At 61.6% G+C, this 14,851-nt stretch carries 8 protein-coding genes and 2 pseudogenes; 1 reads left to right on the top strand and 9 read right to left on the bottom strand.

What is annotated here, in order from left to right; genetic code table 11:
* Positions 1-327: 327 nt before the first annotated feature.
* The 3 genes from AC1DZV_RS02700 to AC1DZV_RS02710 all read right to left on the bottom strand — a co-directional run bounded on the left by AC1DZV_RS02700 (position 328) and on the right by AC1DZV_RS02710 (position 8,251).
* Positions 328-3,678, bottom strand: coding sequence for a UvrD-helicase domain-containing protein (locus AC1DZV_RS02700; RefSeq protein WP_476952884.1), 3,351 nt, complete (start codon positions 3,676-3,678; stop codon positions 328-330).
* Entirely contained in the window at positions 3,612-6,416 is a 2,805-nt protein-coding gene (locus AC1DZV_RS02705) for a PD-(D/E)XK nuclease family protein (RefSeq protein WP_476952885.1), read from the bottom strand. Before AC1DZV_RS02705 ends, AC1DZV_RS02700 begins: the two co-directional genes overlap by 67 nt.
* A 149-nt stretch (positions 6,417-6,565) precedes the next feature.
* Positions 6,566-8,251, bottom strand: a complete 1,686-nt coding sequence (locus AC1DZV_RS02710; protein ID WP_476952886.1) for an NERD domain-containing protein — start codon at positions 8,249-8,251, stop codon at positions 6,566-6,568.
* Positions 8,252-8,686: 435 nt separating this feature from the next.
* On the opposite strand from AC1DZV_RS02710, the gene AC1DZV_RS02715 reads away from it, so the two are divergent.
* Positions 8,687-9,934: a P-loop NTPase family protein gene (locus tag AC1DZV_RS02715; RefSeq protein ID WP_476952887.1), complete on the top strand. Its 1,248-nt coding sequence runs from the start codon at positions 8,687-8,689 to the stop codon at positions 9,932-9,934.
* A gap of 9 nt (positions 9,935-9,943) precedes the next feature.
* Here the strand turns inward: AC1DZV_RS02715 and AC1DZV_RS02720 are convergent.
* The 6 genes and pseudogenes from AC1DZV_RS02720 to AC1DZV_RS02745 form a co-directional block, all read right to left on the bottom strand.
* Positions 9,944-10,098: pseudogene (locus AC1DZV_RS02720) on the bottom strand (transposase); the annotation flags it as partial.
* A gap of 194 nt (positions 10,099-10,292) precedes the next feature.
* Positions 10,293-10,475: a hypothetical protein gene (locus AC1DZV_RS02725; protein ID WP_476952888.1), complete on the bottom strand. Its 183-nt coding sequence runs from the start codon at positions 10,473-10,475 to the stop codon at positions 10,293-10,295.
* A 154-nt stretch (positions 10,476-10,629) separates the two neighbouring features.
* Positions 10,630-11,103, bottom strand: a complete 474-nt coding sequence (locus AC1DZV_RS02730) for a DUF6416 domain-containing protein (RefSeq protein WP_476952889.1) — start codon at positions 11,101-11,103, stop codon at positions 10,630-10,632.
* Between the two features lie 104 nt (positions 11,104-11,207).
* Positions 11,208-12,184: pseudogene (locus AC1DZV_RS02735) on the bottom strand (transposase).
* A gap of 83 nt (positions 12,185-12,267) precedes the next feature.
* The gene (locus AC1DZV_RS02740; RefSeq protein WP_476952890.1) at positions 12,268-13,809 is read right to left on the bottom strand and encodes a TY-Chap domain-containing protein; all 1,542 of its coding nucleotides are present in this window, start codon (positions 13,807-13,809) and stop codon (positions 12,268-12,270) included.
* Between the two features lie 25 nt (positions 13,810-13,834).
* On the bottom strand, positions 13,835-14,836 hold the full coding sequence (locus AC1DZV_RS02745; RefSeq protein ID WP_476952891.1) for a sigma factor-like helix-turn-helix DNA-binding protein: 1,002 nt from the start codon (positions 14,834-14,836) through the stop codon (positions 13,835-13,837).
* Positions 14,837-14,851: the final 15 nt, after the last annotated feature.

The following is a 14,851-nucleotide window of genomic DNA, read 5'->3' on the forward strand; positions in this document are numbered from 1 at the left end:
GGAGTTTTTGTAACTTCATTTTCTGTCAGAGCGGCGGCCTACAGTGCTGTCATGATTCCCGATGAAACGACCCCCGAACCAACGGCGAAACGCGCTGCCACGCGGCGGTGCCCGGTGTGCGGCCACGAGGCGTGGCGGATTGCGTACGGGATGATCATGCCGTCCGCGCGAGAAACAATGCCCAAAACTGAGTTCGCTGGCTGCATGGTCGTAGAAGAAGAACGGATATACCCCGCCACGGGCAAAGTCGAGAGGGGCACGGCTAAGTGGGCATGCCAGAACCCGGAGTGCCGCCACCGCTGGTGGTGAGGGCAGGCGTAGACGGCTCTAGCGAGCTAAGACTGAGCGCTGCTGGCGCAAGACCTCAGCATCCCCGGTCCTGCAGAAAATCAAGGCCAGCTCACTGACAGTCTGTCCGGTGACGCGCTCCACCATGCGGGCGTATGTGGACAGCTGGCGCCAGTACGAGCTCAACCTGTCTGGCGTGACGCTGATGTCCGTCTTGAAATCGGCGATAACCAGCGTCCCGTTGTCCTCGCGGTACATCAGGTCGATGATGCCCTCCAGTGTCATGCCGTCGACGGACGTAACAACGGGCAGCTCAAGCCAGTGCTCCCTCTCCGCGGCACGCTGAACTGGCGTGCACCTCAACGCAGAGCGCGCCCGTATTGCGAGGCCGGCAGGATCTTCGAGACCGGATGCGCTCGCGATCCTCTGCGCCATGGCGTCGAGATTTTCGGTCTCCTGCAGGTCGCTCAGTTCGAGCAGCCGGTGCAGGGCAGTCCCGAAGTCCGTGCCGTGCTCCCCGCCTGGCTCTGCGAATGACGGTACCGTTCCGGCCCCTTCGAGGCTCACATAGCGCGCCGCCTCATCTTCTACGAGGCCCGCAAGTCCGTTCCCCGCGCCCTTTGCAGTCTCGGTGACGGAAGTGGAGGATGCAATCGCGGAGGTCTTTTGCCAGTCCTCGCGCTTCTGCTGCCAGGCGGCGAAAGTTTCTACAGGCCGGACATCGTGGCGCACTTTTGCCTGAACCGGCATGTCCTCCGGAATTTCCAGATCCGTTGCCGAACTTCCCTCGACTGCATCCTTGAGGAACTGGCCCAGACTGTTCTTGGCGTTCACGTAGTGGGAGACCACGAGGTGGCTCTCCGCGCGCGTGCACGCAACGTAGAGAAGGCGGCGACGCTCGGCGTCGTCGAACAGCTTCTCCACTGCCTCTGCGCCGGCGTACCCAGCCGACCGGATGTCGCCGATGAAATGTACTTGGAGCTGCGCGCTTTGATCCCAGAGAGCTGCGGCCTTCTGATTGTTCGGGCCGGACCCAGTGCCGGCCAGAATCACCATGGGAAATTCCAAGCCTTTGGAAGCATGGATGGTCATGATGCGTACGGCCTGGACATCAGTTTCAGGGATCACAGCTTCCTTGACCCGCGAGTTCTCCTCTTGCTGCACGCCCGCCCACACGAGGTAGTCTCGGAGGCCGCCGTGCGTGGCCTCCGTCCAAGCCCTGGCCTGGTCGATGATGAAGCGGAGCCTGCGCCAGACGTCTCGGTAACGAGGAGCATCGATGGCCGCCTCCAGCAAACGACGGTCAGTAACCAGCCGCTCCATGATTTCAGCCGGCGTCAACACTTCGATGTCGCGGCACAATACGGCGAGGTACTGCAGGGCGCCCGCTACGGTGGAGTCTTTGAGCAACTCCGGCGCGGGGGAGAAAAGATTCCACCGTCCTCCGGCCTGCTTCCACTCGAACAGTTCATCATCGCCACATCCAAACACCGCCGACCGCAGCGTCAGGACAAGTGCTGCTTCGTCCGCCGTATTTGAGATTGCCCTCAATGCAAGCAGCAGGTCGGTGACTTCCTGTGTCGAGTAGACCAGGGACGATGCCTCAGCCCTGTACTCAATGCCAGCCTCGTCGAACGCGTCCTCCAGGGCGGCAAGGGATGTACGGGTGGGAATCAGGACACAGATGTCCTTCAACTGAACCGGGGATTGATTGAACCCGCCGGACCGCTTGCTCTGCTTTTGCCAGGCGGCCACGCCTGCGGTGCCAGTAGCGACTCTAATCGCGGCAGCAACATCGGCTGCCTCCTGCCGGCGCATGCCGTCGGCGGAAACCTTTCCCGACTCATCAGGCCGGGCGCCTGCACGTCCAATGACTGATACAGCCGGGCCGTGTTCGTTGCTCCACTCGGGGCGCTCGGGATCGGGCATCAGCGATCGGTACTCAGGCTGAAGGGTCCCGCTGGGCGTAATGAGTTGCCCGAAGGTGGCGTTGATCCACTCGAGCACGCTCCCGGTTGACCGGAAGTTGGTCTGCAGCGACGCGATGTTCGAATTGTGGTCGTCGGAGAAGCGCTGCTGGGCCGCCAAGTACGTAGCTATGTCGGCCCTGCGGAAACGGTAGATGGACTGCTTGGGGTCGCCGACGGTGAACAGCCGTCCCGGAGGGATGCTCAGCTGCTCCCAACCCTCGGGTCCGCACAGGTCGTCGGCTGTAATCCGAGTGGCCAGTTCGGCCTGGATGGGGTCGGTGTCTTGGAATTCATCCAGCATGATGCAGCGGTAGCGATTGTGGAGGGCCTCGTGGACAGCCCGTTTGTCTTCGCCGACAAGGAGATCCCGGGCGTGGATGAGGAGGTCGTGATACTCGAGCTCGCCGCTGTGCTGACGTTCGCGGGCAGCCTGGACGAGTACTTCCGCCATGGCGGCGGTGACGGTTTCAACGGCGGGTTGGACGAAGCTGTTTCGCAGTGCGATCGCCTGCCGGGCGAGGTCTTTGCACGATTCCTGGACGCTCGACAGGTTGTTTGGCCAGTTGGCCTGCTTCCCAAGGCTAAAGCCCTTCTGCGGAACAGAATGCAGGAGCTCCAGGACCAGGCCCAGCTCGCCCGTTTCAGCCTCGGTTAGGCGCCCGTGCCAGATCTTGATGTGTTCGAAAGCGGTGAGTAACTTGTCGGCGGGATCCGTGCAGTGGTCAGCGTGTGCGAGGACTTCAGAAGTCTGGCGCAGGAGCGGGCCTAGGTTCACCGCCGGGATATGGCGCTTCTGGGGAGGGTGGCTTTCCAGGCGGTCCCAGTTCGCGTCCAAGTCGGCCGCCACGTTCTGCAAGTGGTCCAAGGAAACGCCGACGGCGAGGAGGATGCGAAGGGCGTCGTCGATGGACGGGTCGGTGAAGAGTTTTTGCCGGGCCGCTTCCCATCGTCTGGTAAACGCAATCTGCGACCGCAGCTCGTCCACTACTGTGATCAAGGGCGGAACGCCGGCCTCAATGGGATGCTCGCCAATAATTCTCGCCGCGAAGGAGTGGATGGTGCCGATGGGCGCCGTGTCTAGCTGGTTCAGCGCGCGCAGTCGCAGTTCGGAAGGGGGTGCGCCGGTCAGCTGACGGCGGACACGCTCGCGCAGCTCACCTGCCGCTTTCTCCGTAAAAGTGATGGCGGCAACGCTTCTCAGTTCCACGCCGGCGTCGACCAAACCGCAGATGCGTTCCACAAGTTCATGCGTTTTGCCGCTGCCTGCACCGGCCTCGACGAAGATGTTCGTTTCGAGCTCCTGCTCGATCAGGGTCCGGTCGGTCTGGTCAAGGAGTTCCGGGACTTCGGTTTTCATTTCTCCGCCTTCAGGAGCTGGGCATAGGGATGAAGTTCGTGGGCGTCTTGAAGCTTCAGCCACTGCTGGCCAAGCTCCTGGGCCCCCATCATGGTCGTGAAGTTGACGTACCGGTCAGATTCCGGCCGCGGGGGGAAGATCCCGTTCCGCAGTGCAGACATGATGACGCCCGCGTCCGTGCGAAGCTGCTCCACGACGTCATCAGTCACGGTGTAGCCGATTTTCGCGAAGTCACCGGCCTTGGAAATGAACCAGTACTCGGCAGCGACAGTCGACTGGGGCTCCGCAAGCGTCCGCGCAAACAGGCCGTAAACCGGAAGCTGGTATCGGGTGCCCTCTGCCGTGGGGTGGTTTCTTAGCGGCTTGAATTTGTCGGCCTTACCGGTTTTGTAATCGATGACCTTGACGGTGCTGTCGGCATGCCTGTCGATCCGGTCCACCTTTCCTCGGAACCGCGCCACACTGCCATCGCTAAGGATCAGCTCGACCGGCGGATGGCTGTCGGTGTCCTCCGGCCCGAAGCTTGCCTCCTCCGCAAGGTACGTCCAGCCCTCAGCGGCCCCCGCATCATCCTCAGCAAAAACCCTCTTTAGGTCTTGGCGGATCATGGCCTGGTTCCGCTCCCAGACGTGACTGAGCCACGCTGGGTTGGCGTATTCCGCAAAAGCGGCATCGGCCAGCTCCGTGAGGCGGTCGGGAGACGGCGGAAGCTTATCTTTGGTGATGGTGCGGACGTATTCCTCTAGCACCTGGTGAACGAGGATGCCACGCTGCTGTGGCGAAATCTGCACCTCCAGTTCAACGTTTTCCAGTACGTTCACTTTGAGAACGTGCTTCAGGAAGTAGCTGAAAGGACTTGTCACCCAGTCCTCGAGTCGGGTCGGGGACAGAGCCTTGTCGGAATCAACGATGGTACCGGCGTGGGCGCCGAGGTTGCCGTTGAACCTGGAGAAGACGCCGTCGCGCCGGTCCCGGGTGGCAGCCAGTGCCCGCTGTAGCACAGCATCTTCCCGAAGCGCCGCTGTGCGCTCCTCGGCGGCGAGGATGTGTCGGAGCCTCCACTCTTGGGTAGTAGGGGGGAGCGCGGCCAGAGCAGGAGCGCCGTTTTCGATGCCATGGGCGAAGGATTGCAGTTCGTCGTCTGGTTTGGCGGTGATCCACCGGGAAATTTGGTAACTGCCGGACCCGCGCAGGTCGCCGCGCGGGCATGTGATGGTCCGGTCGGTTCCGGCCGCGAGGGCAGCAAAGAACTGTTCCCTGGTTGCTTCCGCACGCTGTTCCACAGAAGGGAGAGCATCGCCCATCATCTTCCGGACGCTGTCCGGAAGGAGCGGGTCTTCCCGAATCCTGGCCGGCGCCCGACCTTCCGCCGCGCCGATAAGGAAAACGACATCTAGGTCCCTGGCGCCGGCGTCAGGATAACCTCCGATGGCGACGCCTGTGCCGCTCTTTCCGGTCCATCCGCCCTTCGCAGTTATCCCGTCCTCCATCACAGTCCGGATGAGCGAGCGGTGGGGCGGCGGGCCGACAAGGTCGAGGTGACGGAGGTCGTGGGCGGTCTCGGCTAGAGCATCGCGGACTGCAGCCTTTTCCGGTCGTTCGGTAGTCGTCCTAGAACCCATAAATCTTTCAAGGAGCAGGGTCAGCCCGGCTGACGCTTCGTTCCACGTCGGAGCAGTCTGAATCTCTCCAAGCCGGGCCGTTAGATCGGCTACAAAGGCTTGCCATGTGCGGAGATGCTCCCGTTGTACGGTCCGATTGGTGGACCCGGTTTCACGGGTGTCGTCTTCGGCCGGGGGACTGGCGTGAAGCCTTTCGCAGACTGCGCTGCTGGGCAGCTTACCTCCGTGCCACACAAACGTGCCTTCGGCGTGGATGTTCAGGATGGCACGCAGGTCCAGATCCTGCGGGTCGAGTTTGAGCAATTGAAGGAGTCCGCGTGCGAGCGGCGAGTCCGTGAGACGGTGGGCTGCGGGGCCGACGAAGGTTATGCCCGCCTCGCCAAGGCGCTGGGTCAGCAATGCGGCGTACGGCTCTGCGGCTGAGTAAAAGATCCCGATTCGGTGGCCGGCCGTCCCGGCGCATAGCCTCTCGACGACAAGGCGAACGACGGCGCGAACTTCATCGTCGGCGTCAGAGGCAGTTATCAAGGTGGTGCGGTCATCCCCGGTGCTTGACGCAGTAATGCCTAGCATTCCGGCCTCTTCGAGGTTCCGTCGGAAAGACGCTTCGGCGGGACGGATTTCGGTGCCCAGCATGAAGCCGATGATTGTGCCCAGCCGCCGTTTCGTCGCAGCGGTCCCGAGTTTGTCGCCCGCAAGCGTGAAGGCTTCATGCTCTGTGTACCAGTGCGAGCCCAAGGCTTCCTTGGCTTTACGGTGGATCCGCAGTACTTCGTGCACGAGCTGGGGGAGTGCTGACTCAGTTTGGTTAGGGAGCCCGTCCAGCAGTTCCGCCGTCTTGGCTATGGCGCGGGCTGTCGCAGGCTCGTCGGCAACAGCTGCGAAGATACCCGGATTGTCGCCAAGGACCTTGCTGACCGCTCCCAGCCTCAGGACCGGCAAGAGCGGACGTCTTCCATCCACACGGGGATCGTCGGCGATTAGTTCCGTCGCCAGATCATTCAGCGTGAGCGCCTTGACGCCCGCACTTCCTGCCCCCGCGTTAAGCATCCTGCCGAGGAAACGAGTCACATCCCGCCCGGAAGCATGGGACGGGACCAGAACGGTGACAGGAGCGAGCGGATCCGCTGCTTGGGCCTGGCCGATCATTACTGCAAGCTCGGCCAGTGCATCGCGCACCGACGGAAAAGTACTGCAGGCCACTCTGTCCCCCTCATTCTGACATTCACGCAAAGTAGCAACAGGCACTGTCAAAACAGATACAGATCCGACGCCGCTGCCCTACGAAGACTATGGCAAGGCACTGACAATATCGGTGAGCAGCGCCACTAGTCGTCTTCCAGCGCCGGCGTCCACGCCTGGGTCCGAGACAAAGCTGCCTTCAGTTCCCGCCCACCCGCTTCCTCCAGCAACCCGGAATCACCGACCACTACCAGTAGGCTCCGCGCGCGGGACAACCCGACATACAGCTGCTCGGGCGCCCGACTCATGTCCTTGAAGCCGTTGACGCAAAGAACAACGACGGACCGTTCCAAGCCTTTGAAACCGAGCACATGGCCGTAGAACTCAGCGTCGTTTGCGTGGAAGTCCCGCCAGTACTCATCCGTAGCTTCGCGCTCGAAATAGTCCAGATGGATTGGATGGCGGTTTTTGGTGGTGAGGAGTGCGATCTGATTGTTGGCCCATCCCTCCTCGATCAGCGCCTCTACACAGTCTCCGGCGACGGCGAGCGCCTCCTCCGTGGCACAATCCACGAAACGTACCGGCAGGCCTGTGCTGCCCCGCGGAGTGAAATGCTCGCCGGCGAAGGATCTGAATGCCTCGGCGATCTTGCGCGTGTTGCGCAGGTTGTCGTCGATGTGGATGGGCACGAAGGTGGCCATCGGACCGTTGGTGAGATCCGCCGTCGCACCTCCCCAACGTTGGTAGACGTCCTGGCGGTCATCCATGAAGGCGTACACCTCGCCCGCGGCGGGATCAGTAGTGCAGGCGAGAAGCGCCTCCCACCACAGTGGCGCGAAGTCCTGCGCTTCGTCGACGATGACGGCGTCCAAGCGTTTGTGGGGCTCCATCCCCGCAGCCAGCTCCCCCAAGAGGCGGGGCATCTCGACGTCGAAGTAGTCCTGCCCCGAACCGTCCGGGACCCCGAGCCCGCGCACGTACTCATGGAACTCGCCGGTGAACACGGGCTTGGCTTGGCGCCACGTTGCAACCTGGTCCTGAAGATACTGTCCCAGGCCTTTGTTGTAGCAGAAGAGCCCGACTCGCTTGCCCTGCTTGCTGAGCAGTTTGGCCTTTTCGACCGCGAGCCAGGTCTTTCCGCTGCCGGCACCGCCGGTGAAACGGATCCGGGGGAGCGACCTGGTTGCCTGAAGCAGCAAGGACTGCCGCTCGGTGAGATGGTCCTGGGCGTCCTCATCCTCCTGTGCTGTGGTGGAGGGTACGACGGCGGTGTCCAGGTTTCCACTGAGCTTGCGGACAATGCGTTCCAGGAAAGCCGGGGCCAGGGGGGAGGCGCCGCCACCTTCGTTTTCGATGGCCTGGCGCACGAGCTCGGCGGGGGACTTGCTTTGGCTCTGGTCAAGGACGAGCGACCTAGGGCAGCCGGCCGTGGTCCATTCGCCCGGTACATCGGTGTACGGCAGGCTGACCATGTAGACGCACCGGCTGCTTAGACGCGAACCGAGCTGGTTTTCAAGCCAGTTCTTGAGTGCATGAAGTGAGCTTTGTGATTGGGCTACGGGGCTTTGGATCTTGCGCCTCTGATTTCGGTCCGACTGGTACCACTGCCCGTCGGCGATGCTGACCTGGCCACCCTTGACCTCGATCGCTGCCATGCCAACGCCGGGCCAGAGGATCAGCAGGTCGATCTCGTATTCGTTCCGGCCGTCGCGGACGTGCACCGAGTGGGCCAGCACGCACTCATCCGGCAGGCTGTTCTTCAGAGCCGTCCAGACGGTCTTTTCCGCGAGCTGTCCCTCGCCGAATTCCGGATCCTCCGGTATGCACCTCATTGCCGCCCCCAACTTAAGAACCGGCTGTCCGGTTTTGCGCTGTTCCAACGTTAGCTGGGCGTGACCGGTTCAGTGTGGCGACACGAACGCGGGCTTGTAAGGCGGGATGAGATCAGCCTCCTGACAGAGGGCGGCGCCGCTTTTCTTTAGGAATCTCGGCGAGCACTCTGGACAGTTCCACGGCATCGTTGCGAGGCCTTGGGGCGGAAATGAATTAGGGGAGTGACAGTTATTGTGAGGCGGTGTCGGCTTATGGCCATACACTTTCCTCCATCGCAACAATTGAGATCGGAAAACTAGCCCATGAACGACCGCCCGGTAATGCTCGGGACGTTGCCTGACGGCCATCGCCTCCACCTCGGTGATGCGGCCGGACATTGGCCAGTAGGCGGAGGCATTCTGCTGATCCGCGGCCATGGGCCGGCAACAAGAGGGATGACGTACCTCGACGAGATCATCAGTCAGTTTTGTCGTACGAGTGCGACACACGTCGTCGACCTCGTGGAAGGCGACTACGGCTGGATGTTGGAAGGCATGAGGACACTCTCCAGATCCATGGGGGAAGCCTGCATGAAGGTCGGCGAGATCTTTGGAGGAATGCATGAGGATCCGCGCGGTACAACTGTCATCGTCAACGGCGCTGAATTACTCCAGGCTGGGGCTCATCAATACTCATCCCTGCTCGCCGAGAAGCTCAATCAGCTGATCGCTTCCCCGCCACCAGGAGGTGTGTCCTTGGTGCTGGCCGGTCCCGACTTGGATGTCTCCAAGCTTCTGGTGGGTGGTTTGAACGGCGCCTATCGCATCCAGCTCGGCAACGGTGGACGGGTGAACGATGCGCAGTATCTGAGTGGTGACCTGCGGGCTGCTGTTATTCCTGCGGGGACTGCCATTTATGAAGGGCCCCTCGGGTCCCCGTCGGCGTTTTTCTGCCCTCTGGAAGGCCCGGATTGCCGGACCGTCGGGAATGGGTTCTTGGAGCTACCGATAGGAACCGAAGGGGCCAACTTCTCGACCGCGTGGGCACCCAACCTGGTGGTCAACGGTGGTTCAGCTTCAGCCCGGTCGCGGGTTGTCGCAGAGATGGCAATGGCTGCCCGGGAATCTGGAGCGCTGACTTGGGTCGCCACCTCAGCCCCAGATTCCGCGTCCAGCGCCAATTGGCGTCACCACCGGGGGACTATGTCCACGGGAGTCGTGCAGGCGCGAGAACTCCTGCGGCTCATTTGCGATCGGGTTTTTCCGCGCATCGATGCCTGCCGAAGCCTAGGCGCCACAGACGTCAGAGACTTGCGGATTTCTGCCGACTTGGCCCGACCTATCGCAATCTTTATTGACGATCTTGATGCCCTGACACAAGAGAGCACAGGCACACCCACAAATGTTGCGGCAGCCGAGGCTGTGGAAACCCTGATCGGATTTCTTGCCAGGACCGCCAATCAAACTAATGTCAGCATGATTGTTGGTGGCGAGATTGGGGGGTCATCCATGTCGGCTGGCATTGAGTCGCTGTGGAGCAGCGCCGCGCGGCTACAGCTGGCCCCGTCAGGTACTGATGTCAGCTCAGATGAGGCACCGCTGTACTGCGCTGCGCCGGGGCTTCCTGCTGTTCCCGTGGAGCTCGGTAGTGAAGATCTCCACAATCCGGCGTGTCGCCGGGAATCCGCCGGTGTCAAGCAGTGATCTGGCGATCTAGTTCGTGAGGTTGCGGAAGTCGGCGGACGAGCAGCGGAGGTGTTCGGCCGCCTGTCGTTGATCGCCTCGGTGGGTCCATTGGAGGTGCCGAGGCGGTCGAAGTAGGCCAGAATTTCGGCAGCGAGCCTCTTCAGGGCCCGGCCCAGCACCGTACCCTCCCGCATGGGGGATCTTCCGTTCGAAGGACTCCTCCACGGTGACCACACGCTCGCTGCTGCCGATCGCCGAGGGCAGGCAATTGAGCTGTGTGGACTTCACCGAACACTTGGCATTGGAAAGGCATGCCTCCGTAGGCCCTCATGGCTACAGCCCCCATGTTGGCACCTATGTCCAACGGCATTCTGACTCAGGTCGACGGCCGCTCCAAAATGTGAACGCACTTCAGGCAGTCCACCGCCTCAGTAACGCTGGTGACCACGATCTGCTCGCGTTGGCCGCACACCGGGTTCAGGTCGCTGCCGAATCCGCTCCAGACCCCATTCACCTCTGGGTCATAGTGCATTTGGTGCTTGCGAATCTGATCTGTCATGGCTGGAATCCCTTCTGTGGCGATGTCTAGTGCAGAGCGTGTGCAAAGCGTGCCCTTCCTCCGCATCAGCGCACACGGGGAAGGAGGTGTATTAGGAGTAGTGGCCTTGCCGACGTGGGTGCTACCGGCAAGGCAACAGCGTGGTCAGTCAGCCTCAGCCGTCGAGGTCAGAGCGCACCGCTGCGAATAGCGCCGCGACGTCAGCGTCCATCCAGTACACGGACGGAGCACCATCCTCGCCGTCCTTCCAGTGCTGGGGCAGAAGACGGTGCATGTTCCAGCAGTACCGACCCGGCCAGGCGAGCACACCGGCGACGCCGTTCGCACCGTTGGGGATGCTCAGCTCCTTCGCGATCTGATTCCCCGTGAACTCGGTTCCCGGAGCGTCGATCATGAGGCTGTAGAGGCCCTTCGCTCGGCTGGTCATCTTGGACCAGAGCTTCTCGGCATCCTCCCGGTCTTCATCCGAGCCAGTCCAGTTCCGGCGCTTGCCCGAGTCTCCCGAGGCCTCGGAAAGAATTTGAGAACCTCCATCAGAGAGAGTCAGAGACCCTCCGAGCCACGCTCCGAAGAACTGGTAGAACTCCGCAACCCGGTCGTCGGGGACCGGAACAGTGATGTCGGACATTGCATTTCTCCTTCTGCGATCGGAGGTTTGCTACCTCCATGTGACATAAGTCTGCAACCCTCCAAGTGCCTCTGTCAACCTTTTTTACTTCTTTCTTACTTCCTCTATGCCCATGCTCGCAGACGAGGGTGTAGTCGAGGCCTAAATCCGCCGGTTTCAACATTGATCCGGCGATGTAGTTGGTGTTGCGGAAGCCGAGGAGGTGTTCAAGGCGGCCGTTTATCGCCTCCGTGGGTCCGTTGGAGGCCCCGGCGAGGTCGAAGTAGGCAAGGTGTCGGCGGCGGCATTCTTCAGGGTCCGGCCCAGCACGGTGACCTCGTGCAGCGCAGCGGGGACGCCCTGGCTGACTGAGGCGATCAGCGTGCCCATCAGCTCGAGGCCCTCCGTGCAGTCGGGCTTGCGGTAGGCAGCGATCATGCGCTGGTAGATGCCCAGGTCGCCTCGGCCTCGGCGTGCTCGTCGGCCGCGAACAGGCCCGCCAGCCGGTCCTGCTACTTCTCGGTGTGCAGGTCCACGCCGGTCCGCTGCGCGGCATAAAGCGGATCGCTTGTGCGGCCCGGGTGTCCGCGGAGCTCCTGCTGGACCCGGCGCCGGCAGCAGTCCAGGGCATCGCCGGCCAGGCGCACGACGTGAAATGGGTCCATGACGGCCACGGCGTCGGAGGCTCCACGGCGGTGGCGGTGTTGAACCAAGACAACCCGTCCATCGCGACCACCTCGACTCCGTCCACCCAGCCCTGGGGCCGGTCGGCGAGCCAGGACTGGGCCCACCGCAGGCCTCGTCGGGAGATCTTCGCCCGCATTTCGGCCGCCTTGGTGGTGTTTTAGTGCCACACGTGCCCGCGGCCGGTGCACCGGTAGCGGCGGACCGTGACCAGCAGGCCCGTGGGGCGCCAGCCCAGCGGCTCGTGCGCCAACCGCCGCACGAGCGTGTCCCGCGCCGCGCCCCTACACCCACACCGGCGGCACCACCGGTTCGGCTCGACGACCCGACTAGCCAGCACCGTCCGGTCGGGCTCGAGGCGCGGCCCGACAGCGACCTCGGCCCCTATCCGGCCCGCCAACGCGCCGACCGCACTCACACCTCGAACACACCCTCCTTTGTGAAGAGGGTAATGGTGTAGGCGAGAGCTCCAGCACTAGTCGGTCGGTGTCTTCTTAGTAGTCAGCTCGCATTGCGCAAGGTCTGGACTGCGCCGGCAATCGCGTCGTCTAAAGTGACGCCACCGTCTGGGCCGGGCCCGGCAGGAAAGTCACCAGTGCTCCAGCGCAGGCTGTTTGCGTCCCGGCAACCGCGCCCATGTCTCAGCCCACGCATAATCTCGGGTCCGGCTGCGGCCAACGGCACCCTCGTCTTAAACCAGTTAGGCGCATCGTCATCCGGGGCCGCCCAGCCATTGTCCGTTAGATATCGTTTATTGATGGGCCACTCAGCAGCGGGGAGGTATTGCTCAGAGACGATCTCGCACCACACGCCGTCGGCGCTGGGTGTTGCTTGAGCGTAGGGCCGGGTCGTGATCTCCTCATTACCGTCGTATTCGACACGCAGAAAGCTGTTCCAAGGCATCTTTGCCAAGAGTTGACCAATGAGCTCGCCTGCTTGGTGCCATTCTTCAGCTGTTCGTTGGGATTTCGCCTCGTTAATGGCTAGGCTTTCATCCTCAAACCCAAAGGGAAAGCCCCAGTAGAATTCATGGCTGTCCGGTTCCTCGTCGCCTTCCTCTTCCTGTGGCAGGACAGCTTCTATGGCTTCATCCCAGCTGCCGTAATAGCGGAGCACTTCTACCGCGGATGGGCATTCCGTTTTAACGGATGCTTCGGCCATGATCCACTGATCATAAAGCTCTATGTTCATCGGAAGACCAAGATTAATGCAATCTTCGGTGAAGCGATCCAGGGCATCCAAGTAATCAACCTCGCTGAATCGATGGTCACTGGAGACGAGCTGCATCCCCACTGACTTCAGCACGCACTCCCATGATCCGGAACGGTAGCGTGTCCGAAGCCTATCTGCCGGAACGGGCCACGGATCAGCAGAGTCGTTCGTGATTGAACCAAGCAACAGTGACGTTGCCTCCGCGGCGTCTTTGTAGTCTCCATGAGAGATCGTATTGATGGTTCGGGCCTGGATTGCCCGAGCCGTAGTTTCGATAATGGCCAATATCTCGGCCATTTTCCGATACGGCAAGCGTGGATTCAGCAAGTTCCGGAGCTCAGATACCGCAGCGAGCGACATCTTGCCCAAGGCTAATTGGTAGTCCGGTTCGATTTTATGGTGGATTCCCGTTACATAAAGCAGGCTCAGCTTGTCACCCATGCGCGGAGTGGTAGATTCTTCGACTGGTTGGCCACCGGGAATCCCAGGAATGTGCAGAAGCTCCGCGGCGGTCTGGACGTCAATTGAGATACCAAGTGCTTTCAAGACTTTAGGTATCTCGTCGCGGTCAATTCCCGAGGCGTGAAGCCGCTCGACCATGTCCTCATTTTCTAGCAACGCCTGGTTGGTTGCGAGACAGCGCCGCCTAACCGCACGCGAGCGCTCCAACTCGTCATTCGCGCCAGCTTGGGACGAGCACAGTAGGGACACTTTTTCTGTGCTGCACTCCGTCGCCTTAGCGATAAAGCGAAGAGGATCGCCCCGGCGATAGAGCTCGCGCACGTCAACCGACGCTACATTGTGCGCCGGTGCTTCCACATGTTGTTCCACCAGACTGTCCCCCATGTCCTAGCTCTTACTCCTGAACCGCGCGGATGGCGTCCAGCCAAGTCCCGTAGATATTTCGGATGGATGCTCCGGAGGGCCTGTCCCTGGCCGCCGCAAGTTCCTGTTTGACCCACACGTCATACGCTGCATACGTTGCGTTTGCCTCACCTGCGGCAGAAAAGATGCAGAAATCGCGCAGGGCATCGTCGTAGTCTTCGCGGGTGAACTTCAACAGACCCTTGGGGCGACCCTGAGTAGTAGTGCCAACTCCCATTGCTTCGAGGGCCTCGTTCCAACCACCGAAGCGCTTCATGACTGTCTGTCGACTGGGAGGCCACGGGAAGGCGCCTTGGCGAGAAACGAGTCCAAGGGCCACGACTAGCTCGTCGCGAAGCTCGTCGTAGCGCTTGCCGGTGATGCTAGCCTCCGGACGCTCAATGAGATGTTTCTGGGCCGCACCGATGACGCCAAGAATCGTGGCCACGTCGCTAGGCGTGGCCTCCGCCGACTCCAGTGCCGCGCGCAGTTCGCTCATCAGAGACAAGTCCAGGTTTACGGCTGCCCACTCCGGAGCAGGAGCAAGCCCCAACTCCGCGCCGAGCAGATACCAAACACCTGCAGCCAGAGCCTCTTTGGAGAAGATGTCTTCTGCATGGGATTTATCGAAGACGGTCTTGGATGACTTCAAAGCATCTTCAGCCAGATCGACGTCGATACCCGGGTACAGCGCCTGCAGTTTCAGGACCGCGTCCACCCGAGTAACTCCGCGTTTCGCCATTTCTCTTGCCAAAGCTCCGTAGGCCAGCAGAAATGCTTCACGTGCGGCTTTCGTAGCGGCATCCCGGGCCGCAGCGCGCTTGAGTCGAGACTCCTCTGCGTTCGTGCCACCGACCTTAACAATGATCTGCCGGACCCGCTCGCGGGTGAGGCCGAAGCTCTGGCCGATGGCATCGAGGGTCTCGCCGTCCGAGTAGCGCTCCACCATGGCGGCGTCGCGCTGCTCCCGACTGAGTTCAGGAGTTGTAGTCATGATCACATTCCTATC

Source organism: Arthrobacter sp. P1_D12 (assembly GCF_056406175.1).

Excerpts from the sequence above, each read along its gene's own strand:
- AC1DZV_RS02710 (WP_476952886.1), bottom strand. The coding sequence starts at position 8,251 with ATGAGGTGCATACCGGAGGATCCGGAATTCGGCGAGGGACAGCTCGCG.
- AC1DZV_RS02715 (WP_476952887.1), top strand. The coding sequence starts at position 8,687 with ATGACGTACCTCGACGAGATCATCAGTCAGTTTTGTCGTACGAGTGCG.
- AC1DZV_RS02725 (WP_476952888.1), bottom strand. The coding sequence starts at position 10,475 with ATGACAGATCAGATTCGCAAGCACCAAATGCACTATGACCCAGAGGTG.
- AC1DZV_RS02730 (WP_476952889.1), bottom strand. The coding sequence starts at position 11,103 with ATGTCCGACATCACTGTTCCGGTCCCCGACGACCGGGTTGCGGAGTTC.
- AC1DZV_RS02745 (WP_476952891.1), bottom strand. The coding sequence starts at position 14,836 with ATGACTACAACTCCTGAACTCAGTCGGGAGCAGCGCGACGCCGCCATG.